General features: G+C 75.0%; 19 protein-coding genes and 2 tRNA genes. 15 read left to right on the forward strand and 6 right to left on the reverse strand.

What is annotated here, in order from left to right; genetic code table 11:
• Positions 1-48: 48 nt before the first annotated feature.
• Positions 49-888, forward strand: coding sequence for a GNAT family N-acetyltransferase (locus tag GQS52_RS23300; RefSeq protein WP_182315283.1), 840 nt, complete (start codon positions 49-51; stop codon positions 886-888).
• 76 nt (positions 889-964) lie between these two features.
• On the opposite strand, the gene GQS52_RS23305 is transcribed toward GQS52_RS23300, so the two are convergent.
• Positions 965-1,483, reverse strand: a complete 519-nt coding sequence (locus tag GQS52_RS23305) for a DsbA family protein (protein WP_182315284.1) — start codon at positions 1,481-1,483, stop codon at positions 965-967.
• Between the two features lie 196 nt (positions 1,484-1,679).
• Between GQS52_RS23305 and GQS52_RS23310 the strand changes: the two genes are divergently transcribed.
• Positions 1,680-2,162 (forward strand): hypothetical protein, encoded by a 483-nt coding sequence (locus GQS52_RS23310; protein WP_182315285.1) that lies wholly within the window; start codon positions 1,680-1,682, stop codon positions 2,160-2,162.
• Positions 2,163-2,502: 340 nt separating this feature from the next.
• Here GQS52_RS23310 and GQS52_RS23315 read toward each other — a convergent pair whose 3' ends face one another.
• Both GQS52_RS23315 and GQS52_RS23320 read right to left on the reverse strand, forming a co-directional pair.
• The gene (locus GQS52_RS23315) at positions 2,503-3,084 is read right to left on the reverse strand and encodes a CGNR zinc finger domain-containing protein (RefSeq protein ID WP_182315286.1); all 582 of its coding nucleotides are present in this window, start codon (positions 3,082-3,084) and stop codon (positions 2,503-2,505) included.
• A 243-nt stretch (positions 3,085-3,327) separates the two neighbouring features.
• Positions 3,328-3,741, reverse strand: coding sequence for an SsgA family sporulation/cell division regulator (locus GQS52_RS23320; RefSeq protein WP_003959770.1), 414 nt, complete (start codon positions 3,739-3,741; stop codon positions 3,328-3,330).
• Between the two features lie 189 nt (positions 3,742-3,930).
• Here GQS52_RS23320 and GQS52_RS23325 point away from each other — a divergent pair, with 189 nt between their 5' ends.
• Both GQS52_RS23325 and GQS52_RS23330 read left to right on the forward strand, forming a co-directional pair.
• Complete coding sequence (locus GQS52_RS23325) at positions 3,931-4,380, forward strand: TIGR02611 family protein (protein ID WP_182315287.1); 450 nt, start codon at positions 3,931-3,933, stop codon at positions 4,378-4,380.
• A 48-nt stretch (positions 4,381-4,428) separates the two neighbouring features.
• Positions 4,429-4,500, forward strand: a tRNA-Val gene (locus GQS52_RS23330).
• 112 nt (positions 4,501-4,612) lie between these two features.
• Here the strand turns inward: GQS52_RS23330 and GQS52_RS23335 are convergent.
• Entirely contained in the window at positions 4,613-7,639 is a 3,027-nt protein-coding gene (locus tag GQS52_RS23335; RefSeq protein ID WP_220472787.1) for a collagen-like protein, read from the reverse strand.
• Between the two features lie 229 nt (positions 7,640-7,868).
• Here GQS52_RS23335 and GQS52_RS23340 point away from each other — a divergent pair.
• The 3 genes from GQS52_RS23340 (at position 7,869) to GQS52_RS23350 (ending at position 10,893) form a co-directional block, all read left to right on the forward strand.
• Positions 7,869-7,940 (forward strand) — tRNA-Val (locus GQS52_RS23340).
• 257 nt (positions 7,941-8,197) lie between these two features.
• Complete coding sequence (gene thrS / locus GQS52_RS23345) at positions 8,198-10,180, forward strand: threonine--tRNA ligase (RefSeq protein ID WP_182315288.1); 1,983 nt, start codon at positions 8,198-8,200, stop codon at positions 10,178-10,180.
• Between the two features lie 134 nt (positions 10,181-10,314).
• Complete coding sequence (locus tag GQS52_RS23350; RefSeq protein WP_182315289.1) at positions 10,315-10,893, forward strand: HIT domain-containing protein; 579 nt, start codon at positions 10,315-10,317, stop codon at positions 10,891-10,893.
• A gap of 84 nt (positions 10,894-10,977) precedes the next feature.
• Here GQS52_RS23350 and GQS52_RS23355 read toward each other — a convergent pair whose 3' ends face one another.
• Positions 10,978-12,606 carry a hypothetical protein gene (locus tag GQS52_RS23355; RefSeq protein ID WP_330166922.1) on the reverse strand — a complete coding sequence of 543 codons (1,629 nt, stop codon included), beginning with the start codon at positions 12,604-12,606 and terminating at the stop codon, positions 10,978-10,980.
• Between the two features lie 296 nt (positions 12,607-12,902).
• Complete coding sequence (locus GQS52_RS23360; RefSeq protein ID WP_182315291.1) at positions 12,903-15,101, reverse strand: elongation factor G-like protein EF-G2; 2,199 nt, start codon at positions 15,099-15,101, stop codon at positions 12,903-12,905.
• 329 nt (positions 15,102-15,430) lie between these two features.
• Between GQS52_RS23360 and pgsA the strand changes: the two genes are divergently transcribed.
• The 8 genes from pgsA (at position 15,431) to ruvC (ending at position 22,255) form a co-directional block, all read left to right on the forward strand.
• Positions 15,431-16,099, forward strand: a complete 669-nt coding sequence (gene pgsA, locus GQS52_RS23365; protein ID WP_182316673.1) for a phosphatidylinositol phosphate synthase — start codon at positions 15,431-15,433, stop codon at positions 16,097-16,099.
• Positions 16,096-17,031, forward strand: a complete 936-nt coding sequence (locus GQS52_RS23370) for a phosphatidylinositol mannoside acyltransferase (RefSeq protein ID WP_182315292.1) — start codon at positions 16,096-16,098, stop codon at positions 17,029-17,031. The genes pgsA and GQS52_RS23370 overlap by 4 nt, the downstream gene beginning before the upstream one ends.
• Positions 17,028-18,182 carry a glycosyltransferase family 4 protein gene (locus GQS52_RS23375; RefSeq protein ID WP_182315293.1) on the forward strand — a complete coding sequence of 385 codons (1,155 nt, stop codon included), beginning with the start codon at positions 17,028-17,030 and terminating at the stop codon, positions 18,180-18,182. Before GQS52_RS23370 ends, GQS52_RS23375 begins: the two co-directional genes overlap by 4 nt.
• A 196-nt stretch (positions 18,183-18,378) precedes the next feature.
• Positions 18,379-18,933, forward strand: coding sequence for a hypothetical protein (locus GQS52_RS23380; RefSeq protein ID WP_182315294.1), 555 nt, complete (start codon positions 18,379-18,381; stop codon positions 18,931-18,933).
• 122 nt (positions 18,934-19,055) lie between these two features.
• Entirely contained in the window at positions 19,056-19,970 is a 915-nt protein-coding gene (gene pdxS / locus GQS52_RS23385) for a pyridoxal 5'-phosphate synthase lyase subunit PdxS (RefSeq protein ID WP_182315295.1), read from the forward strand.
• Positions 19,971-20,088: 118 nt separating this feature from the next.
• Entirely contained in the window at positions 20,089-20,700 is a 612-nt protein-coding gene (gene pdxT, locus GQS52_RS23390) for a pyridoxal 5'-phosphate synthase glutaminase subunit PdxT (RefSeq protein WP_182315296.1), read from the forward strand.
• 48 nt (positions 20,701-20,748) lie between these two features.
• Positions 20,749-21,501, forward strand: a complete 753-nt coding sequence (locus GQS52_RS23395) for a YebC/PmpR family DNA-binding transcriptional regulator (protein ID WP_182315297.1) — start codon at positions 20,749-20,751, stop codon at positions 21,499-21,501.
• Positions 21,502-21,706: 205 nt separating this feature from the next.
• A complete protein-coding gene (gene ruvC, locus GQS52_RS23400; protein ID WP_182315298.1) occupies positions 21,707-22,255 on the forward strand; it encodes a crossover junction endodeoxyribonuclease RuvC in 549 nt (182 codons plus the stop codon).
• Positions 22,256-22,346 lie beyond the last annotated feature (91 nt).

Below are 22,346 nucleotides of genomic sequence, written 5' to 3' on the forward strand. Positions count from 1 at the left end.
GCCGGAAACCGCGTGACGCCGGCCCGTGAAGAGGGGTAGAACGCGGGCATGACCACCACACTGCGGCCCTCGGGGCCCGAGGAACGCCTTCCCGGCGGCGGGCGCTCCCGCCGCTTCGAGATCATGGTCAACGGCCGTCCGGCGGGGGCCGTCGCCGTCTCCGCCGAACCGCAGGCGGGAGGCCTCACGGGCCTCCTGTCCGGCCTGCACGTCGACGCCCCCGACCGCCGTCGCGGCCGCGGCACGGTCGCGGTGCTGGCCGCGGAGGAGGTGCTGCGCGACTGGGGCTGCGTCCGCGTCGAGGCGTCGGTGCCCGCGGGAGCCGGCGCCGCGCTCGGCACGGCGGCCGCCCTCGGCTACACGGAGGGCGCCCGCAACATGATCAAGGCGCTCCCCGCCGAGCCGCCGGCCCTCCCCCCGGGGAGCCGGGCCCGCCCGCTCGGCGCGGCCGACTACCCGGCCTGGTCGGCCCACGCGCGGGCCGGCTACGCCGACAGCCTCGTCGGGGCGGGCGTGCCCCGGGCCGAGGCGGAGGCCAAGGCGGTGCGCGACCACGCCGTGCTCCTGCCCGACGGCCCGGACACCGCGGACACCGCGCTGCTCCTCCTCTCCCACGACGGCACCGACGTCGGACACCTGTGGGTCCGCCTGCGCAACGCCGCCCTGCCCCACGAACCGGCGTGGGTGTACGACGTGGAGGTGGCCGAGGAGCACCGCGGCCGGGGCCACGGCCGCACCCTGATGCTGCTCGCCGAGCGGGTCTGCGCCGAGGCCGGGGAGCGGGAGCTGAAGCTCAACGTCTTCGCCACCAACACCCCGGCGGTGCGGCTGTACGAGTCGCTCGGCTACGCGGTGACCGCGCACCACTTCTCCAAACGGCTGCTCTGACCCCGCGGGCCGCCGGGCCGCCGGGCCGCCGGGAGCGGGGGCGGCCCCGCCGGGCGCGGGGACGGGCCCCGCCCGGTCAGGCCCCCGGCCCCCGGCCGAGCAGGCCGTCGACGGCCTGCTCGATCCGCTCGCGCAGGCCCTCCTGGCTCTTGCTGCCGTCGAGGACCTGCCCGCCGACCACGTACGTCGGAGTCCCCGCGATGCGCATCGCCTTCCCCTCCGCCTGGTCGGTGTCGACCACCAGGATGTGCCGGCCGTCGATCAGCGAGGTCTCCAGTTCCCCGGCGTCCAGGCCGAGGTCGCGGGCGGTCTCTACCAGCACATCCTCCCCGCGCGAGGCCAGCTCCTCCACCCGGGCCAGCAGGGCCTCCACGTAAGGCCAGGCGCGCCCCTGCACGGCGGCCTCCTCGGCCGCCTGCGCCGCGGCGAAGGCGTACTTGTGCTTCTCCAGCGGGAAGTGCCTCAGCTGGATCTCCAGGGCGCCGCCGTAGCGGGCGCGAAGGGCGTGCAGGTCCTCCAGTGCGCTGCGGCAGTCGGGGCACTGCAGGTCGCACCAGATCTCGAGGAGTACGGGACGGGGATTGGCTTCACTCATGGAAGGAAGTCTCCCAGCCGGCGGCGTGCCCTTCGCCCCCCGGGAACGCTTCGCCCGTTCCTGGTCCATTCCCGGTCCGCCGTGGCGTCGGCGCCCGCCCGCGGGGCAGGATGGAGGAAGGCACTGTCCACGGGGGTCGGGAGGTCCGGGTGTCCGCGAGTCGCGCAGCCGCCGGCTGCGGAGAAGGGGGTCCGCCGTGCTGACCTCGACCGTGTGCGTCGCCCTGTCCGCGGCGGGCCTGGTGGTGGCCCTGCTCACCGCGTGGCGGAGGCGTTTCTCCGCGGCGGCGCGGATCGCCGCAGTGGCCCTGCTCCCGGTGGGCCTCTACCTGACCGGGCTGGTCTCGGTGGCGAGCCGGATCGTCTCGGCCCTCGGCCGCTGGGCCGCGGACCTGGTCCTGGACCCGGGCGTGTGGGCGGGCTTCGCGGTGCTGGCGGTCTCGGTGCTCCTGTACACGGCGGGCCGCGTCGGACGGCGGCGCACCGCACGGCGCACCGCGGGCGAACGGGGCGCGGGCGCGGTGACGGCCGCCCCCGGCGCCTCCGCGCAGGCGCTGGGCCGCGGCGCGAGCCCCGCGGCCGAATCCGCGCCGAAACCGGGGCGCAAGGCGCCGAAGGACGATGATCCTCTCGCCGGGTTCGAGGAGATCGAGGAGATCCTGCGGCGCAGGGGAATCTGAGCCGGACGACCGGCGGCCCCGGGCGGGCGGTGCCGGCCCGCCGTGCGGGCCGGTCGCCCCGGGGGGAGGCCGGCCGTTTCACCGGGTGATCACGGCTGGGCCATGATGCGGCGCGGAAGGGCACCGCCCGCCGCCCGCAGCGGCGCACCCGGGCCCTCCGCACCGCACATCCCATGACACCGAAGGCCGAGTTCAATGAACGACGAGCCGCGCGGGTGCCTCTTCGCGCTCTCCCAACCGCCCCTGATGCTGTTCCTCGGCGTGATCAGCAGCCTGCTGTTCTGCGGAGCGGCCTACGACATGCTCCTGCTGTGATGCCCACTGCCGCGACCGGGCCGGTTCAGGCCCCCGGGCCCGCGGGGGAGGGGACCGCCGCGCTCCGCCTGCGGGCCCGGTAGGCCGCCACGTGGAGACGGTTGCCGCAGGTGCGGCTGGAGCAGTAGCGGCGCGAGCGGTTGCGGGACAGGTCGACGAAGATCCGCCGGCAGTCCGGGGCCTCGCACCGGCGCAGCCGCTCCCGCTCCCCGGCGACGACCAGGAAGGCCACGGCCATGCCGCAGTCCGCCCCCAGGTGGTCGGCGAGGGAGGCCCCCGGGGCGAAGTAGTGCACGTGCCAGTCGTAGCCGTCGTGGTCGGTGATCCGGGGGGTGGTGCCCGCCGCGGCCACCATGGTGTTGAGCAGCCGGGCCGCCTCCCGGTCGGAGTCGGCCCGGAGCACCTCGGCGAACCGCTCGCGCAGCCCGCGCACCGCCTTCAGGTCGGTCTCGTCCAGCACTCCGACGTCGCTGATCCGGTTGTTCCGCACGAACTCCCTCAGCGCGCCGACGTCGGTGAGCAGGTCGCCTCCGCCGGACTCGGGTGCGGTGTTGAGCAGGTCCACCACGCAGTCGAGGGCGCACCGGGTGTCGTGGCTGATCAGCACGGGCGGCTCCCTGGCCGTTCGGGCAACGTCGACCCGCGACTCTATCCGTTGTCCGCGTCCGTTGTCCGCCGTGCGCCGACACCCGCGCGATCCTGCCCCCGGCCGTGCCGGAACCGCCGCCGTGCCCGCACGGCGGCGGTTCCCCGGCGACTGCCGGTGTGGCCCGACTCGAGCCGTACCCCCGAGTAGGACGGCAACGAGCGGTGGTCCGTGGCCGGCGGCGGCGAGACCGCCGGGGGACCGTCAGCTCTCGGCGAGGATGTGGGAGAGCTCGGTGTCCAGGTCGAAGTGGCGGTGCTCGGTACCGGGGGGAACGGCGGCGTCGGTCCTCTTCAGGAACGATTCCAGGGCTCGGGCGGGGGCTTCCAGGAGTGCTTCGCCCTCCGGGGAGCTCAGGGCGATGCAGACCACCCCCTGGCCGTGGCTGCGCGACGGCCAGACGCGGACGTCGCCCGTGCCGGTGGGGCGGTGCAGCCCCTCGGCCAGGAGGTCGCGGGCGAAGACCCACTCGACCGTCTCCTCGGCACCGGTGTGGAAGGTGGCGTGCACGGCATAGGGATCGGCCGTGTCGTACCGCAGGCCCGCGGGCACGGGCAGTGACGACTCGCTCGACACAACGAGGCGCAGGTGCAGCTCACAGCTGACCGTGGTGTTCATAAGCGCCAGGGCCTTTCGCTCAGTGTGCGCTCGGGGATTCGCACGTCGGCGAAATCGACATGCCACCTGCGGGGACGTTGTAAACCCCTCTGAGACGATTGCCGGGCTTCGGGTACCTCGTCCGGCCCAGTACTCCTTTGGGACGCAACCGCCGTTCCGGTGATGGCGCCCCTCCGGTAGGTTTGGGGCATGACTGCGGAGAGTGATCGGCGGGTGGTGCCTGTGGGAGAAACCGAGACGGGGAGGCCCGAGGAGGTCGAGGGGGTGGCGAAGATCGAGAAGGTCCACGGCTCGCGCGCGCCACTGATCGTCCGCCGGTATCCGGCGCTGCACATGACCTGGCAGATCGGCGTCTTCCTGGTGGGGGTCGCCATCATCGTCGCCGGCCTGGCCATGCTGGTGCTGCCGGGGCCGGGCTGGGTGGCGATCTTCCTCGGGCTGGCCGTACTGGGCACCGAGTTCGTCTGGGCGCAGCGGGTGCTGCGCTGGACGAAGAAGCAGGCCCAGAAGGCGGCGGGCAAGGCCCTGGACCCCCGGGTGCGGCGGCGCAACACGATCGTCCTGATCGTGGGACTGGTGCTGATCGCCGCGGGCGTGGGCATCTACGTCCAGCAGATGGGCCTGCGTATGCCCTGGTAGGGCCGTGCGGAGCAGGCCCGCGGGTGCGGTAGTGTTGTCCCCGCACCCGGGCGATTAGCTCAGTGGGAGAGCGCTTCGTTCACACCGAAGAGGTCACTGGTTCGAACCCAGTATCGCCCACCCGGACCGAGGGGCCCGGAAGCCGCAAGGCTTCCGGGCCCCTCGTCGTCGTGCCGGGCCCGTCGCCCCCGCACTGCCGGGACGCCGCCGCGGTGCCCCGGCACGGCGAGGGTCAGCGCATCCGGCCCAGGGCGGCCCGCACCCGGCGCGCGTCGCGCAGCCGCTGCTCGTACCGTGATCCCAGGGCCAGGAGCAGGAGGCCGACCAGGGCGGGGACCACCCAGCGCGGCAGGGCGTCCACCACCTGCACGACGTACGGGGCCAGCTCGTGCAGCACGTCCAGCGCCAGCACCGCACCGCCCAGCAGCAGCGGGGCCTGGAGCCGGTGGCGCGCGCCGACCAGCGTCACCACGAGGGCGGCGGCGCCGAGCAGCAGCGGGCGCAGCCAGTGCGCGTCGCCCCAGGCGGCGGCCAGGCTCGGCAGCAGGGTCACCGACAGGCCGGGCCCGTACGACGTCCACGAGGAGGCCGTGGCGTCCCTGCGCCGCCGCAGCGCGCCGACCAGCAGGGCGGGCACGGTCACCGGCAGGGTGTACGCCTCCGGGGCCTCCACGTCCCAGGCCGCCAGGCGCACCCAGCTCGCCGCCACCAGCAGGGCGGTCGCGGCCCAGGCCGCCCGCCGCCGGTCCTCGCGCAGGGCTACGCCGCCCGCCACCACGCCGGCCAGCGCCAGGACCGTGGCCAGGGCCGTGGCGTCGCCCGCGGCCAGGGCCACCGCGAGCGCGGCCACCGCACCGGCCGCGCACTCCACGGCGGGCCCCGCCGGCTGCGCACGCAGGCGGAGTGCGAGGAACTCGCCCGCCGCGGCCACCGCGAGGACGGCGAACGCCGCCTGGTGGGCGGCCGCCCCGAGGCCCAGCGGCACCGCCCAGGCCAGCCCGGCGGCGCAGAGCACCGCGGCCGGGGCACCGACCGTGCGGGGGGCCGTGCGGGGCGCCGTGCGGGGGGAGAGCAGCGCCGTCCCGGCGAACACGGCGAGCAGCAGGCCCAGGGCCAGGTGGGTCATCGGCCGCTCGGCCAGGGACCAGGCCGCGGCCGTGACGGCGAGCACCGCCCCCGAGGCCGACGCGGCCCGGGCCGGGCCGGTCGCCTCCAGGACCGCGGCCGCGGACAGCGCCACGGCCGCGAGCGCCACCAGCAGCACCACGGCCACGGCGTACGGGAGGTCGAGCGCCACCGGCAGCACCCCGGCGGCCCCGGCGGCGAAGCCGACGGCGCCGCAGCCGGCGGCGGTACGGGCCGCAGCGGCACGGGGAACCCGGGTGCGCAGGTCCGCGGCGCGGGCGCCGGGCGGCGGGGCGGAACCCTCCCCGGCGGCGGCCGGGCCAGGCCCCGCGGCCTCCGCTGGCAGGAACCGGCGTGCCGCGGCGAGGACCGCGGCGGTCACCGCCAGCACCACCGGCACCGACACGGACCAGCCCCGGGCCTCGACCCATGCGGCGCCCGAGGAGGTGAAGGCCCGCGCCGCGCCGCGCGGAGCGCCGCTCCACGGGTCCCCGGCCCAGGAGAGCGGCCCCAGCAGGGCGGCGGCCGTCAGCGGCAGCACCAGCAGCACGCACAGGGCGTGCACCGCGGCCGCGGCCGACCCCAGGCCCCCGCGGACCGGCCGGGGCAGCCCCGCGCGGGCGGCGGGCAGTGCGACGGCGGCGAGGAGGGCGACCGCCCACCCCAGGACGGCGGTCACGTCCAGGCCCGGGGGCGTCAGACGGGCGGTGAAGCCGCCGCACGCCACGAGCACGGCCAGCCCCGCCGTGCCGGAGAGCAGCCGCGCGGCCACGGCGGAGGCGCCTGCCCCCGGTGCGCCCGCCGGCAGGCCCGCGGCCTTCCACCGCCCGGGGGCACCGGCTGTCCCGGAGGCCCGGGGCGCACCGGGAACGCCGGACGCACCGGGAACGCCGGACGGGCCCGGGAGGCCGGGCACTCCCGGCGCGCCGGTCCGGCCGGACGGAGCGGAGGGGCCGGAGGGCGCCTGCCAGGGGGCCGGCCGGACGCCCGCACCGGGCGCCGGGGGCTCCGGGGCGCGCTGCGGCCGCAGCACGAGGCGCCACGCGGCGCCGAGCGCGACCGCCGCCCCCGCGAGGAGCAGACCGCCGCCTCGGGCGCTCCCGGCGAGCGTCCCGGCGGACGCCACCACGGCCGCGGCGGTGAGCAGCGCGGGCCCGCCGGAGACCACCGCCGTGACCGCCGCGGTGGTGCGCACCGCCCTGCCGCCGGAGCGGAAGGCCAGGACGGTGTCCGCGGCGGCCGTGCCGAGGAGGGCCGCGGCCCAGCCGGCGGCGTCCGCCCCGGCGGCCAGGGCCCACAACGGCAGCGGGAGCTGCGCCAGGCACACGGCGACCGGTGCGGGCAGCCGCAGCCCGCGCCGGGCCCGGGGCCCCGCGGCCGGGGCCGCCGTTCCGCCCGCGCTCTTCCCCGTCTCCTTGCCCCCGGTCCCGGTCCCGGTCCCGGTCGCGGCCGGGGCGAGGCGCGAGGTGAGGGCGCCGTACCCGGCCCACCCGGCGGAGAGGACCGCCGCGGCGCCGGCCGCGTACCCCGTGCCCGGCAGGTGCGGCAGGGCGACCGCGTGCAGTGCGTAGGCGTCCAGGAACAGCAGCACCAGGGCCAGGCAGGCGACGACCTCGGCCGTCGCGGCCAGGCCCCGGCGCAGCAGCAGCACCGGGGTGCCCAGGGCGACCAGGGTGACGGCCGAGAGGACCGCGGCCCGGCCGGCTATGCCCATGCTGCCCCAGCTGACGACGGTGAAGACCACCGCGGCCACCGCCAGCAGCACCCCGCCCAGGGCGAGCAGCAGGTTCTGCACGGTGGGCGCCGAGGTCTCGCGCTGAGTCCGCGCCGGACCCGCCCACCGCGCGGGGCCGACCGCGGCAGGACCGGCAGCGGGGACGGGGGCAGCGGTGCCGGGGGCGGCCGGCGGGCCGGGCGTCCGCAGGGCGGCGAGCAACTGCGCGCGCCGTGTCAGCAGGCGGGTTCGCTCGGCGTCCATGCGGGCCAACGCGGTGTCGACGTGCCACAGTTCGGCGGCCTCCGGGCCGGCGAGCCGCAGCGCGCACGCAGGGCAGGCGGCCGGGCTGCCGGCGGGCGGGAGGGGCGCGCCGCACCCGGGGCAGCGGGACGGGGACGGCGGCGGGACGGTGCTCATACCGGCCGAGTGTCCTCCCCGGGCGGGGGCGCCGCATGACGCGGGGTACTCAGGGTCTTCTGAGTACCCCGTCCCGGCGCGGAGCGCCCCCGCCGGGACGCACCGGCCGGGACGCACCGGCGGGGCCGGGGGGCGGACGTGCCGCGGGCGGCGCCGTTTGAACACCGCGCCGTGATCCCTGTATTGTTCACGTCGTGCCGGGGGAGACCCCGGACGGCACGAACCGCAGGGGCGATTAGCTCAGTGGGAGAGCGCTTCGTTCACACCGAAGAGGTCACTGGTTCGAACCCAGTATCGCCCACGCCCCGAAGGAAGCCCCGGACGCCACCGAGTGTCCGGGGCTTCCTCGTCTTCCTGCACGTCCCCGGCACCCGGTCCGCTCCCGGTCGCCTTCGTGCCCGGCCCGGCTGACGGCGGCTCAGGAGTTGGCAGGCCAGGGTGCCGGCCCGCATCCCCGGTGCTCCCGCTCCGTCGCTTCGCCGCGGGTCGGCCCGGATCGGTACGATTGCCGTTGCGCAGCATCCGCTGTCGCGCGTGCTTCCAGTCAGGAGAGATCCGGTGTCAGACGTCCGTGTGGTCATCAAACGCGATTCCGCCGAGCGGGAAGAGCGCGTGGTGACGACGGGCACCACCGCAGCCGACCTCTTCGAGGGGGACCGCAGCGTCGTCGCCGCCCGGATCGCCGGGCAGCTGGTGGACCTGGCCCGCCCGGTCGCCGACGGCGACGAGGTGGAGCCGGTCGCCGTCGACAGCGAGGACGGCCTGAACATCCTGCGGCACTCCACCGCGCACGTCATGGCGCAGGCGGTGCAGGAACTGTTCCCGGAGGCCAAGCTCGGCATCGGCCCGCCCATCAAGGACGGTTTCTACTACGACTTCGACGTCAAGGAGCCGTTCCACCCGGACGACCTCAAGCGCATCGAGAAGAAGATGCAGGAGATCGTCAAGCGCGGGCAGCGGTTCTCCCGCCGCGCGGTCACCGACGAGGCCGCCCGCGAGGAGCTGGCCGACGAGCCGTACAAGCTGGAGCTGATCGGGCTCAAGGGCTCGGCGGCCGAGGCCGCCGAGGGCGCGTCCGCCGAGGTCGGCGCCGGCGAGCTGACCATCTACGACAACCTCGACGCGAAGACCGGCGAGCTGTGCTGGAAGGACCTGTGCCGCGGTCCGCACCTGCCGACCACCCGCCTGGTCCCGGCGTTCAAGCTGATGCGCTCGGCCGCCGCCTACTGGCGCGGCAGCGAGAAGAACCCGCAGCTGCAGCGCATCTACGGCACCGCCTGGCCGTCCAAGGACGAGCTCAAGGCGTACCTGGACTTCCTCGTCGAGGCCGAGAAGCGCGACCACCGCAAGCTCGGCGCCGAGCTCGACCTGTTCTCCTTCCCCGACGAGCTGGGCCCCGGCCTCGCGGTCTTCCACCCCAAGGGCGGCGTGATCCGCAAGGTCATGGAGGACTACTCCCGCCGCCGGCACGAGGTCTCCGGCTACGAGTTCGTGAACACCCCGCACCTCTCGAAGGAGCGCCTCTTCGAGATCTCCGGGCACCTGCCGCACTACGCGGAGGGCATGTTCCCGCCCATCCAGTTCGACGAGCAGAACTACCGCCTCAAGGCGATGAACTGCCCGATGCACAACCTGATCTTCAAGTCCCGGGGCCGCTCCTACCGCGAGCTGCCGCTGCGCCTGTTCGAGTTCGGGACCGTGTACCGGTACGAGAAGTCGGGCGTCGTGCACGGCCTGACCCGCTCGCGCGGCTTCACCCAGGACGACTCGCACATCTACTGCACCAAGGAGCAGATGCCCGAGGAGCTGGACACGCTCCTGACCTTCGTCCTCGACCTGCTGCGCGACTACGGCCTGACCGAGTTCGAGCTGGAGCTGTCCACCCGCGACGACTCCGACAAGTTCATCGGCTCGGACGAGGAGTGGGAGGAGGCCACCGAGGCGCTCCGGCAGGCCGCCGAGAAGCAGAACCTGCCGCTGGTCCCGGACCCGGGCGGCGCCGCCTACTACGGGCCGAAGATCTCGGTCCAGGCCAAGGACGCCATCGGCCGGTCCTGGCAGATGTCGACCGTCCAGGTCGACTTCAACCAGCCCAAGCGGTTCGGCCTGGAGTACACCGCCGCCGACGGCTCCCGGCAGCAGCCCGTCATGATCCACCGGGCGCTGTTCGGCTCCATCGAGCGCTTCTTCGGCGTGCTGCTCGAGCACTACGCCGGTGCCTTCCCCGCGTGGCTGGCGCCGGTCCAGGCCCTCGGCATCCCGATCGGCGACGCCCACGTGCCGTACCTGCAGGAGTTCGCCGAGAAGGCCCGTGCCGCCGGGCTCCGGGTCGAGGTCGACGCCTCCTCCGACCGCATGCAGAAGAAGATCCGCAACGCCCAGAAGCAGAAGGTGCCCTTCATGGTCATCGCGGGCGACGAGGACATGGCGAACGGCGCCGTCTCCTTCCGCTACCGCGACGGCTCGCAGAAGAACGGCGTGCCCGTCGACGAGGCGGTCGCCGAGATCGTCAAGGCCGTGCAGGACCGCGTGCAGGTCTGACGCGCGGCCCGCGCGCGGAACGCGGGGGAGGGCCCCGGGGCGGAGGCGATCCGCCCCGGGGCCCTCCCGCGTCCCGGGGCCGTCCCCGCCCCCGGCCGTCGCCCCGGCGGCACGCGACGGGGCCCGCGGGTCCTATGCTGCACAGCATGACCAGTGAGCCGGAACTGCAGATCGGTGTCGGGACGGCGGACGCCTTCCAGCGACTGTGGACGCCCCACCGCATGGCCTACATCCAGGGGGAGAACAAGCCGACCGGTCCGGGCGCGCAGGACGGCTGCCCGTTCTGCACGATCCCGGGGAAGTCCGACGAGGACGGCCTGGTCGTCGCCCGCGGCACCCACGTGTACGCGGTGCTCAACCTGTACCCGTACAACGGCGGGCACCTGATGGTGGTGCCGTACCGGCACGTGGCGGACTACACCGACCTGGACCACGACGAGACGGTGGAGCTGGGCGAGCTCACCAAGAGCGCGATGACCGCCCTGCGCACCGCCTCCGGGGCGCAGGGCTTCAACATCGGGATGAACCAGGGATCCGTCGCCGGCGCCGGGATCGCCGCCCACCTGCACCAGCACGTGGTGCCGCGCTGGGGCGGGGACACCAACTTCATGCCGGTCGTCGGCCACACCAAGGTGCTGCCGCAGCTGCTCGGCGACACCCGCAGGATGCTCGCCGACGCCTGGCCGGCCCCCGCCGCGGGCAGCGGCGAGTAGCGGCACGCGGCGACGGCCCTGCCCGCCGCCGCGTGCCGGCCGCCGCGTGCCGCCGCACCCCGCCCCGGCGGCCGGCGGTCGCGGTCAGAGGCCGTAGTCGTCCGTCTTGCCGGGCTTGGCGTCCGGCGCCCCGCCGAGGGCGAACTTGTCGGTGTTCACCCCGTGCTCGTGCAGCACCTCGACGGTGGCCGCGTGCACCGCGCGCAGCACGGGGGTGACGGCGCGCAGGGCGTCGTCGGCCATGAAGCGGTGGTTCCAGGGGGTCTCGGTCCACGCGTGGCGCAGGCCGAACGGCTCCGGCAGCGCCAGCTTGCCGCCGATCTCGTCGAGGATGTGCGGGAACCAGGTGAACGGGGCCCGCACCGACAGCCGGACGACCTCGTCCATGTCCACCAGCGGCAGCTGGACGGTCCGCTTCTCCCAGGGCTTGAACGCCTTGTCCACCGACTTTGTCTTGGCGGAGGGCCCTCCGGTGAGCTTCCCGGAGACCGGGCCGAGGGAGTAGGCGCTGATCTCCACGCGCAGGGTGTTGTACAGCACCGAGATGTTGACCAGCAGGTTGTTGACCAGCTTCCCGTCGTACAGGACGAACTGCACGCCCAGGTAGTGCCGCGGGCCGTTGTCGAAGTGCTGCTCGTTGCAGATCCGCTGCACCTCGAAGGGCTTGACCGAGTAGGCCTCGGTCTCCGAGCCGGTGGGCCGCTCGATCTTGTCGGCGCCCTCGCCCACGGGCACCACCACCCAGTGCCGGACGTCCGGCTTGGGGAAGCCGCCGGTGTGCAGCGGTCCGCGGTCCAGCTGCGTCAGCCGGTCCTGGATCGCGCGCGCCACGTCCCAGCTGCGGAAGGGGTCGATGCTCCCGGTGCCGGGGCGCGGCTCCAGGGTCTCGGCCATCTGCCACACGCCCCAGCGCGGGCCCATGCCGAGGATCCCCTTGCGGCCGGCGTAGAAGAGCACGTTGCTGTTCTGCTCGGCGCCGAGCCGGACGTACTCCTTGCGCAGCTGCTCGGCCTTGTGGTCGTTCGGCTTGGAGGGAACGGCCTCGGGCACGGTGGCCGCGCCCGAACCGGCCAGCACGCCGCTCCAGCGCTCCCGCAGCACCCTGGCGGTTCGCTCGCAGATCTGCTTCGCCAGCAGCCAGCCGGCGACCGGGGCCACCAGGACGAGGCGGAAGTACAGCGACCAGAAGCCGGTGAACGGCGGGACCAGCAGGAACAGGGCGGCGAACATCGCCACCACGAAGAGCACGACCCCGCCCACCGCGCCCGCGCCCGGCCCGGTGCGCTTGGCAGCGAGGATCCTGCGCAGCTGGAAGGCGCCCAGCCACACCAGGGTGCCCGGCAGGAAGAGCACCGCGCACGCCAGCATGACCGCGGTCAGCCGGGAGTCGCGCTCGCGGCGGATCCGGGAGGCCGCCATGCAGTGGTCGACGACGGCCTTCGGGTCGATGCCGAACGCCTGGACCATCTCCGGCCGCCCGGGGGCGAGGAGCCGCTTCTGGACGGCGCGGGAGAACGCCTCGCCGAGGTTGGGGACGAGGAGGCTGTAGCGGGCTCCGGAGAACTTGGCGTCGGGGTTGGCGGCCGTCAGCTCGTCGACCGGGGAGTCCCGGTAGGCGGCCGAGGCCAGCGCCTGGGTGGGCGCGGTCCCGCCCGCGCCGCCCGCCACCGGGACTTCCGCCCCGGGACTGAAGTCGAACATCGTCGCGGACAAGGCCGCCCCCATCTTCCTCACCAACGCCCGGCCCGGTGTCCCGGAGCCGGCCCCTCGGACCCTGCGTCAACTCCTGTGCGCGCCGAACCGGTTCGCCGGAGCGCACACCTGCGCACAGCATTCCCGGCAGGCCCCGGCGGCACACCCGCGAACGCTGCGCGACCAGCCTAGTCACGGACCGGGGGCCGCCGGGCGGAGTCGAGGGGGCGCACGGCATCACGCGGCGTGCGCCCGGCCCGTCACCGCTCCCTCACCGCTCCCTCGCCGTTCCGTCCCCGCCCGGCGGCCCCCGGCCCTCACTCCGCGGACTCCGCCGCCGTCACCTTCGCCGCCAGCTGCGGCGGCATCGGCTCGTGGCGCGCGTAGGCCCGGTCGAAGCTGCCGCTCCCGTGCGAGAGGGAGCGCAGGTCGACGGCGTACCGGTCGATCTCGACGCCGGGGACCTCGGCCTGCACGCAGGTGCGGCCGCCCTGGACGGGCTCGGTGCCCAGCACCCGCCCGCGGCGGCCGGACAGGTCGCTCATCACCGGCCCCACGTACTCGTCGGGGACCACGACCCGCACCCGGTCCACCGGCTCCAGCAGCAGGATCCGGCTGCCGGCGGCCGCCTCCCGCAGGGCCAGGGCACCCGCGGTCTGGAAGGCGGCGTCGGAGGAGTCCACCGAGTGGGCCTTGCCGTCGACGAGGGTCACCCTGATGTCGACCACGGGGTGGCCGGTCGCCACGCCCCTGGCCATCTGGGCCCGCACGCCCTTCTCCACGGAGGGGATGAACTGCCGGGGCACGGCGCCGCCGACGACCCGGTCCACGAACTCGAAGCCGGCGCCGGTGGGCAGGGGCTCCACCTCGATCTCGCAGATCGCGAACTGCCCGTGCCCGCCGGACTGCTTGACGTGCCGGCCGCGGCCGGACGCCCGCGTCGCGAAGGTCTCCCGCAGCGGCACCCGGTGCGGCACGGCGTCCACGGCCACCCCGTAGCGGGTGCGCAGCCGCTCCAGCAGCACGTCCGCGTGCGCCTCGCCCATGCACCACAGCACGATCTGGCCGGTGTCCGGGCTGCGCTCCAGGCGCATCGTCGGGTCCTCGGCGACCAGTCTGGCGAGCCCCTGGGAGAGCCGGTCCTCGTCGGCCCTGCCGTGGGCGCGGACGGCGACCGGCAGCAGCGGCTCCGGCATCGGCCACGGCTCGATCAGCAGCGGGTCGTCGGCCGCCGAGACGGTGTCGCCGGTCTCCGCGCAGGTCAGCCTGGCCACGGTGGCCAGGTCCCCGGCGACGCACTTGGCCACGGTGTGCTGCTGCCTGCCGAAGGGGACGGACAGCGTGCCGATCCGCATGTCCTCGTCGTGGTCGACGTGGCCGCGCTCGGCCAGGCCGTGGCCGGAGACGTGCACGGTCTCGTCCGGGCGCAGGGTCCCGGAGAACACCCGCACCAGGCTGACCCGGCCGACGTAGGGGTCGGAGGAGGTCCGCACCACCTCGGCGGCCAGCGGCCCTTCGGGGTCGCAGGCCAGGGGCGCGTGCGGTTCGCCGCGCACGGTGGTGACGGCGGGCGACGGCCGCTCGGGCGGGCCGGGGAAGCCCCGGGTCACCAGTTCCAGCAGCTCCACGGTCCCCAGGCCGTGCCGGGACCCGTCGGCGGCCGGCGCCGCGGCCAGCACCGGGTGGAAGTCGCCGCGGGCGACGGCCCGCTCCAGGTCCTCGAGCAGCATCTTCGGGTCGAGTTCCTCACCGGAGAGGTAGCGGTCCATGAGGGTCTCGTCCTCGCTGCCGGCGATGATCCCCTCGATGAGCGCCGCGCGGGCCTGCTCCAGAGCGGGCGCCAGGCCCGGATCGGGATCGCCCGCGGCCCGCTCCCCGGAGGAGTAGTCGTACGCCCGCCGGTCCAGCAGGGCGGCCAGCCCGGTCACCGGCCGGTGGCCGTCCGCGGCCGGGGCGCCGTGCAGCGGCAGGTGGAGGGGGAGCAGGGTGTCGGGGCGGTCGCCGCCGAGGACGTCGCGGCAGCTCTCCACGGTCTCGTCGAAACCGGCCCGCTCCGACTCCAAATGGGTGACCACGACGGCCCGCGGCATGGTCACGGCCGCGCACTCCTCCCACAGCGTCCGGGTGGCGTCGTCCACGCCGTCCGCGGCCGAGACGACGAACAGCGCCGCGTCCGCGGCCCGCAGCCCGGCCCTCAGTTCCCCGACGAAGTCGGCGTACCCGGGGGTGTCCAGCAGGTTGACCTTGACGCCGTCCCAGGCGACGGGGACCAGCGACAGCTGCACCGAGCGGTGCCGCCGCTGCTCGGTCTCGTCGTAGTCCGAGACGGTGGTGCCCTCCTCGACCCGCCCGGCCCGGTTGACCGCGCCCGCGGTCAGGGCCAGGGCCTCGACCAGCGTCGTCTTGCCCGTGCCGCTCGGGCCGACCAGCGCGACGTTGCGCACGGTGTCGGGCCGGTCGGCCACCGGTACCCTGCCGGCGGCTCCGGGACGGTTCTCACTCCTGTTGTCGGCCATGTGCGCGCCTCCGCATCACCGCGTCGGGGCCTGCCCCGCTGCGAACGGGCGTCCTACGGTGCCGCACAGGCGGCCGGCGCCCGCGGTTGTCCTTCGAGCTTTCCACGCGGGTGCGCCCGCGTCCACGGAGAGCCGTTCCGCACCCGCTGCGGGCGGACGTGCCGGTACCCGCCGCCGACGCCTTCCCGCTTCACCCGCACGGCGGTGGCTACGATGGCCCAGGCTCCCGACGGGAAGCCGGCCCGTGCGGACGGCCCGGCCCGGACCCGGCGGGGGCCGCGCCGGTGGCCGACGTGGCCGCACGGCCCCTGTCGACCTCCGGGAAGGCCATGCTCAACAAGTACGCGCGTGCATTCTTCACGCGTGTCCTCACGCCGTTCGCCGCCCTGCTGCTGCGGATGGGGGTCAGTCCCGATGCGGTCACCCTCGTCGGCACCGCCGGGGTGATGGCGGGCGCGCTGGTCTTCTTCCCCTCCGGGGAGTTCTTCTGGGGCACGATCGTCATCACCCTCTTCGTCTTCTCCGACCTGGTCGACGGGAACATGGCGCGGCAGTCGGGCCGCTCCAGCCGCTGGGGCGCCTTCCTCGACTCCACCCTGGACCGTGCGGCCGACGCGGCGGTCTTCGCGGGCATCGCCCTGTGGTACGCCGGCCGCGGCGACGACCTGCTCCTGGTCGGCCTGGCGATCTTCTGCCTGGCGAGCGGCCAGGTGGTCTCCTACACCAAGGCACGGGGCGAGAGCCTGGGCATGCCGGTGAACGTCTCCGGCCTGGTGGAACGGGCCGAGCGGCTGGTGATCACCCTGGTCGCGGCGGGCCTGTCCGGCCTGCACGCCTTCGGCGTCCCCCACGTGCAGGTGCTGCTCCCGGCCGCCCTGTGGATCGTCGCCGTCGGCAGCGCGGTGACCCTCGGGCAGCGGGTGGTCACGGTGCGCCGGGAGGCCGCGGAGGCCGACGCCGCCGGCCCCGGCCCCGGCAGCCCGGAGGGCGCCCGGTGACCGCCCTGAGGGAACGCGCCGTCGACGGCCTGTACGGGCTGGGCTGGTCCGCCGTCCGCCGCCTGCCCGAGGCGGCCGCCGTCCGCCTGGGGCGCACGGTCGCCGACGCCGCGTGGCGCCGGCGGGGCGCGGGAGTGCTGCGGCTGGAGGCCAACCTGGCCCGGGTGGTGCCCGACGCCGGCCCCGAGGAGCTGGCGCGGCTCTCCCGCGCCGGGATGCGCTCCTACCTGCGCTACTGGATGGAGTCCTTCCGCCTGCCGGCCTGGAGTCCCGAGCGGATCCGCGACGGCGTGGAGGTCGAGGACGTCGACCTGCTCCACGCCGCGGCGGCCGAGGGGCGGGGCGTGATACTGGTCCTGCCGCACATGGCCAACTGGGACCTTGCCGGGGCCTGGCTCAGCACCGCGGGGGGCCACCCCTTCACCACCGTCGCCGAACGGCTCAGGCCGGAGTCGCTCTACGACCGGTTCGTCGCCTACCGCGAGGGACTGGGCATGGAGGTCCTCCCGCACACCGGGGGCGCGGCGTTCGGCACCCTGGCGCGGCGGCTGCGCGCGGGCCGGGTCGTCTGCCTGGTCGCCGACCGCGACCTGTCGGCCTCCGGCGTCGAGGTCTCCTTCTTCGGCGAGGCCGCGCGGATGCCCGCCGGGCCCGCGATGCTGGCGCAGCAGACCGGGGCGGCCCTGCTCCCGGCGACGCTGTGGTACGACGGGTCGCCGGTCATGCGGGGCCGGGTCCACCCGCGGATCGAGGTCCCGGCGGACGGCACCCGCGCGGAGCGGACCGCGGTGATGACCCAGGCGGTGGCGGACGCCTTCGCGAAGGGCATCGCCGAGCACCCCGAGGACTGGCACATGCTCCAGCGCCTGTGGAGCGCGGACCTGCAGGGGAACGGACGCCGGCCCGCCGGCGGAGGGACGGGGGAGAGTTGAGGATCGGGATCGTCTGCCCGTACTCGTGGGACGTGCCCGGAGGGGTGCAGTTCCACATCAGGGACCTCGCCGAGCACCTGATCGGCCTCGGTCACGAGGTGTCCGTCCTGGCGCCCGCCGACGACGACACCCCGCTGCCGGAGTACGTGGTCAGCGCGGGCCGCGCGGTCCCGGTGCCCTACAACGGCTCGGTGGCCCGGCTGAACTTCGGCTTCCTGTCCGCCGCCCGGGTGCGCCGCTGGCTGCACGACGGCTCCTTCGACGTGCTGCACATCCACGAGCCGGCCGCGCCGAGCCTGGCGCTGCTCGCCTGCTGGGCCGCCTCGGGCCCGATCGTCGGCACCTTCCACACCTCCAACCCGCGCTCGCGGGCGATGATCGCGGCCTACCCGATCCTCCAGCCCGCGCTGGAGAAGATCAGCGCCCGGATCGCGGTCAGCGAGTACGCCCGGCGCACCCTGGTCGAGCACCTGGGCGGCGACGCCGTGGTCATCCCCAACGGCGTGGACGTCGGCTTCTTCTCGCGGGCGGAGCCCGAACCGGCCTGGCAGGGCGGGACGATCGGCTTCATCGGCCGGATCGACGAGCCCCGCAAGGGGCTGCCCGCACTGATGCGGGCCTTCCCGCGGATCCTCGAGGCGCACCCCGGTACCCGGCTGCTGGTGGCCGGCCGCGGCGACCAGGAGGAGGCCGCGGCCGGCCTGCCGCCGGAGGTCCGCGGGCAGGTGGAGTTCCTCGGCATGGTCAGCGACGAGGACAAGGCGCGCCTGCTGCGCAGCGTCGACCTGTACGTGGCACCCAACACCGGCGGGGAGAGCTTCGGGATCATCCTGGTCGAGGCGATGTCGGCCGGCGCCCCGGTGCTCGCCGCCGACCTGGACGCCTTCCGGCAGGTGCTGGACCGGGGCAGGGCGGGGGAGCTGTTCCCGGTCGGGGACGCCGACGCGCTGGCGGACTCGGCGGTCCGCCTGCTCGGCGACCCCGCGGCCCTGGCCCGGCTGCGCGAGGCGGGCAGCCGGCACGTGCGCCGCTTCGACTGGGGCACGGTCGGCGCGGACATCCTGGCGGTCTACGAGACGGTCACCGCGGGCGCGGCCTCCGTCGCGACGGACGAGCCCTCCGGCTTCCTGGCCCGCTTCGGCCGCGGCTAGGGAGGCGGCCGGAGGGCCGTCCCCGGCCGGGGACGGCCGCCGAACCGAGCCGCCCCGCGCCGAACCGAGCCGCCCCGCGGCGCCCCGCCTCCGCACGCCCGCGCCGCGCCGCGGCCGTGCGGGGGCGTCCCGGAGTGGCGGGTGTCACCCGCGTCCGCCACCGGAGGGACGCCGCGCGCCGGTAGCCTGACCCGTCGTGACCGAGACCTTGATCTGGATCGCCGTGGCGCTGGCCGCCGTCGGGGTCTACCTCAGCTGGACCGCGGGCCGCCTGGACCGGCTGCACGCCCGCATCGACGCCGCCCGCGCGGCGCTGGACGCCCAGCTGCTGCGCCGGGCCTCGGTGGCGCAGGAACTGGCCACCTCCGGCGTGCTCGACCCGGCGTCGTCCATCGTGCTCTACGAGGCCGCGCACGCGGCCCGCAAGGCCGAGGACGACCAGCGCGAGGTGGCCGAGAGCGAGCTGAGCCAGGCGCTGCGCGCGGTCTTCGCCGACAGCTCCCAGCTGGAGGCGGTGCGCGAGGCGCCCGGGGGCCCCGCGGCCCTCGGCGAGCTGACCTCGGCGGTGCGCCGGGTGCCGATGGCCCGCCGCTTCCACAACGACGCGGTGCGGGCCGCCCGCGCGGTGCGCGCCCACCGGGTGGTGCGCTGGTTCCGGCTGGCCGGGCACGCCCCGTTCCCGATGGCCTTCGAGATGGACGACGAGGTCCCGGACGCGCTCGGCGCCGACGCGCAGTTCGACGCCGGGTGAACCACCTGCTACGCAACGGCGAACCCGCCGTTCCGACTCTTCCGGGACGGCGTGTTCGAACCTGAGTTCACGGGCCTACGATGGGCCCATCGCACTTATTCATCCCCAAGTGAGGTCATACCGTGTCCAGCTCGTCCCCCACCCCCTCCCAGAGCCCCGAGACCGGCACGGCGCGTGTCAAGCGCGGCATGGCCGAGCAGCTCAAGGGCGGCGTGATCATGGACGTCGTCACCCCCGAGCAGGCGAAGATCGCCGAGGACGCCGGCGCCGTGGCCGTCATGGCGCTGGAGCGGGTGCCCGCCGACATCCGCAAGGACGGCGGCGTGGCCCGCATGTCCGACCCGGACATGATCGAGGGCATCATCGACGCGGTCAGCATCCCGGTCATGGCCAAGTCCCGCATCGGCCACTTCGTCGAGGCGCAGGTCCTCCAGGCGCTCGGCGTCGACTACATCGACGAGTCCGAGGTCCTCACCCCGGCCGACGAGGTCAACCACAGCGACAAGTGGGCCTTCACCACCCCCTTCGTCTGCGGTGCGACCAACCTGGGCGAGGCCCTGCGCCGCATCGCCGAGGGCGCCGCGATGATCCGCTCCAAGGGGGAGGCGGGCACCGGCAACGTCGTCGAGGCCGTCCGCCACATGCGCCAGATCCGCGCCGACATCCGCCGCCTGTCCACCCTGGACGAGACCGAGCTGTTCGTCGCCGCGAAGAACCTCCAGGCCCCGTACGAGCTGGTCAAGGAGGTCGCCACGCTCGGCAAGCTCCCGGTGGTGCTCTTCAGCGCCGGCGGCGTGGCCACCCCGGCCGACGCCGCGCTGATGATGCAGCTGGGCGCCGAGGGCGTGTTCGTCGGCTCCGGCATCTTCAAGTCCGGCGACCCGGCCAAGCGCGCCGCCGCCGTCGTGAAGGCCACCACCTTCTACGACGACCCCGACGTGATCGCCAAGGTCTCCCGCGGCCTGGGCGAGGCCATGGTCGGCATCAACTGCGACACCCTCCCCGAGACCGAGCGCTACGCCAACCGCGGCTGGTAGTCCCGGCCGTGCGGACGGCGGCCCGCCCGGCCCGACCGGGCGGCCGCCGTCCGCCCCCGCCCCGCCGACGGAGCCCGGCCCCCGCGGCCGCGGCAGCACACCGCAGAAGAGGTACCCCGTGCCCAGCACACCCGTGATCGGCGTGCTCGCCCTCCAGGGCGACGTGCGCGAGCACGCCACAGCCCTCGCCGAGGCGGACGCGCTGGCCCGCCCGGTCCGCCGTCCCGAGGAGCTCGACGAGCTCGACGGCCTGGTGATCCCCGGCGGCGAGTCCACCACCATGTCCAAGCTCGCCGTGGCCTTCGGCCTGCTCGGGCCGCTGCGCGAGAAGGTCCGCGAGGGCCTGCCGGTCTACGGCTCCTGCGCCGGGATGATCATGCTCGCGGACAAGATCCTGGACGGCCGCGACGACCAGGAGACCGTCGGCGGCATCGACATGACCGTGCGCCGCAACGCCTTCGGGCGGCAGAACGACTCCTTCGAGGCGATGCTCGACGTCGAGGGCGTCGAGGGCGGCCCGGTCCAGGGCGTCTTCATCCGCGCACCCTGGGTGGAGTCGGTCGGCGCGCAGGTGCGGGTGCTGGCCACCGTGCCCTCCGGCCCGGCCGCCGGGCACATCGTCGCGGTCTGCCAGGACAACCGCCTGGCGACCTCCTTCCACCCGGAGCTGACCGGCGACCACCGGGTGCACGCGATGTTCACGGACATGGTGCGGTCCGCAGCGCGTTAAGATCTCCCCCTGTCCGAATTCCTGGTCGTCGTCGAATGGAGCAAGGCTGTGTCCGGCCACTCTAAGTGGGCTACCACAAAGCACAAGAAGGCCGTGATCGATGCCAAGCGCGGCAAGCTCTTCGCCAAGCTGATCAAGAACATCGAGGTCGCCGCGCGCACCGGTGGTGCCGACCCCGACGGCAACCCGACCCTCTTCGACGCGATCCAGAAGGCCAAGAAGAGCTCCGTCCCCAACGACAACATCAACCGCGCGGTCAAGCGCGGCGCGGGCCTGGAGGCCGGCGGCGTCGAGTACCAGACCATCATGTACGAGGGCTACGGCCCCAACGGCGTGGCGGTCCTCATCGAGTGCCTCACCGACAACCGCAACCGCGCCGCCTCCGAGGTGCGCGTGGCCATGACCCGCAACGGCGGCTCCATGGCCGACCCCGGCTCGGTGTCGTACCTGTTCAACCGCAAGGGCGTGGTGATCGTCCCCAAGGACGGGCTGACCGAGGACGACGTGCTCGGCGCGGTCCTGGAGGCCGGCGCGGAGGAGGTCAACGACCTCGGCGAGTCCTTCGAGGTGCTCAGCGAGGCCACCGACCTGGTCGCGGTGCGCACCGCGCTGCAGGAGGCCGGCATCGACTACGACTCGGCCGACGCCAACTTCGTTCCCACCATGCAGGTGGAGCTGGACGAGGAGGGCGCGCGCAAGATCTTCAAGCTGATCGACGCCCTCGAGGACAGCGACGACGTGCAGAACGTCTTCGCCAACTTCGACGTCTCCGACGAGGTCATGGAGAAGGTCGAGGCCTGACGCACCCGCCGTGCCCGCCGCGCCCGTGCGCGCGGCGGTCGCCGGACGGAGGTTGGATCGGCCGCGGGCCGGCGGGGCACACCGCTGGCCCGCGGCCGTTGTCGGTGCGGGCCGGTACGCTGCGGCAGCAGTGTTCGAGGGTTCGGGGAAACGGTGTCCGCGCAGGCGGCGGGTGCCGTCGGCGAGGCGAGGAAGGCGGCGGCCCGTGCGGGTTCTCGGCGTGGACCCGGGACTGACCCGGTGCGGCATCGGAGTGGTGGACGGCGCCCCCGGCCGCCCGTTGAGAATGGTCGCGGTCGGCGTCGTGCGCACCCCCGCCGATGAGACGGTCGACCGCCGGCTGGTCCGCATCGAGGAGGGCATCGAGGCGTGGCTGGACGAGCACCGCCCCGAGGCCGTCGCGGTGGAGCGGGTCTTCGCCCAGCACAACGTCCGCACCGTCATGGGCACCGCCCAGGCCAGCGCGGTGGCCATGCTGTGCGCCGCCCGCCGCGGCCTGCCCGTCGCCCTGCACACCCCCAGCGAGGTCAAGGCCGCCGTCACCGGCAGCGGCCGGGCCGACAAGGCGCAGGTCGGGGCCATGGTCACCCGGATCCTGAGACTGGACGCGCCACCGAAGCCGGCCGACGCCGCGGACGCCCTCGCCCTGGCCGTGTGCCACATCTGGCGCGGCGCGGGCAACGGCCGGCTCGCCGCGGCCGTCGCGGCCCACGGCCGCACCGCCCCCCGCCTGCCCCCCGGCACCCGAAGGTAGGGTCCACGGCGGGGCCCTCCCGGACCTGCCCGGCCCTCCGCCGGGGCCGGTGCCCCTCCCGCCGCACCACGACCACGAGCACCACGAGGAA

Origin of the sequence: Streptomyces sp. SCUT-3, from assembly GCF_014083985.1 — a bacterium.
GTDB classification, from domain to species: Bacteria; Actinomycetota; Actinomycetes; order Streptomycetales; family Streptomycetaceae; genus Streptomyces_H; species Streptomyces_H thermolineatus.

Excerpts from the sequence above, each read along its gene's own strand:
- GQS52_RS23300 (WP_182315283.1), top strand. The coding sequence starts at position 49 with ATGACCACCACACTGCGGCCCTCGGGGCCCGAGGAACGCCTTCCCGGC.
- GQS52_RS23305 (WP_182315284.1), bottom strand. The coding sequence starts at position 1,483 with ATGAGTGAAGCCAATCCCCGTCCCGTACTCCTCGAGATCTGGTGCGAC.
- GQS52_RS23320 (WP_003959770.1), bottom strand. The coding sequence starts at position 3,741 with ATGAACACCACGGTCAGCTGTGAGCTGCACCTGCGCCTCGTTGTGTCG.
- GQS52_RS23325 (WP_182315287.1), top strand. The coding sequence starts at position 3,931 with ATGACTGCGGAGAGTGATCGGCGGGTGGTGCCTGTGGGAGAAACCGAG.
- GQS52_RS23335 (WP_220472787.1), bottom strand. The coding sequence starts at position 7,639 with ATGAGCACCGTCCCGCCGCCGTCCCCGTCCCGCTGCCCCGGGTGCGGC.
- GQS52_RS23350 (WP_182315289.1), top strand. The coding sequence starts at position 10,315 with ATGCTGCACAGCATGACCAGTGAGCCGGAACTGCAGATCGGTGTCGGG.
- GQS52_RS23360 (WP_182315291.1), bottom strand. The coding sequence starts at position 15,101 with ATGGCCGACAACAGGAGTGAGAACCGTCCCGGAGCCGCCGGCAGGGTA.
- pgsA (WP_182316673.1), top strand. The coding sequence starts at position 15,431 with ATGCTCAACAAGTACGCGCGTGCATTCTTCACGCGTGTCCTCACGCCG.